Below are 467 nucleotides of genomic sequence, written 5' to 3'. Positions count from 1 at the left end.
CCTTCTCCCTGGCCAGGACGATGCGCTTGCTCTCCCACGTGCCGGACGCCGATTTCACGTGCCGGTCGGTGCCTTCGATCTCCTTGAACGAACGGACGATCACGGTGGTGCGATGCCTCCTCGGCTCGGATGTGTGTTTCAGGCGGTTTCCCGGACGGCGCGGGCGAGGGCGGTGAGACCCTCGTCCAGCTCGTCCGGGGTGATGGTCAGGGACGGCAGCAGCTTGACGACCTCGCTCTCGGGGCCGGACGTCTCGATGAGCAGCCCGAGTTCGAAGGCGCGCTGGGCGATGCGGCCCGCGCGCTCCTTGTCGTGGAACTCCAGGCCCCACACCAGGCCGCGGCCGCGGTACTCCTTGACGTCGGCCAGGTTCTCCTCGGTGATGGCGATCAGCGCCTGCTCGACCTGCTCACCGCGCGCACGGGTCTGCTTCTCCATCGCGGAGCCGTCGGCCCAGTACGCCTCCA

At 68.5% G+C, this 467-nt stretch carries 2 protein-coding genes; both read right to left on the bottom strand.

The window, feature by feature from the left end; all coding sequences use genetic code 11:
- A partial coding sequence (locus ADK41_RS21475) for an ectoine synthase (RefSeq protein WP_030837686.1) occupies window positions 1–103 on the bottom strand: 103 nt, incomplete at its 3' end.
- Between the two features lie 35 nt (window positions 104–138).
- Window positions 139–467: aminotransferase class III-fold pyridoxal phosphate-dependent enzyme (locus tag ADK41_RS21470; protein ID WP_030837683.1), on the bottom strand; the 329-nt coding region annotated here is incomplete at its 5' end.

It is taken from the genome of Streptomyces caelestis (assembly GCF_001279005.1).
Lineage (GTDB): Bacteria > Actinomycetota > Actinomycetes > Streptomycetales > Streptomycetaceae > Streptomyces > Streptomyces heliomycini.
The sequence above is the reverse complement of the archived record's forward strand: the minus strand, read 5'-3'. Positions and strand labels throughout refer to the sequence as shown.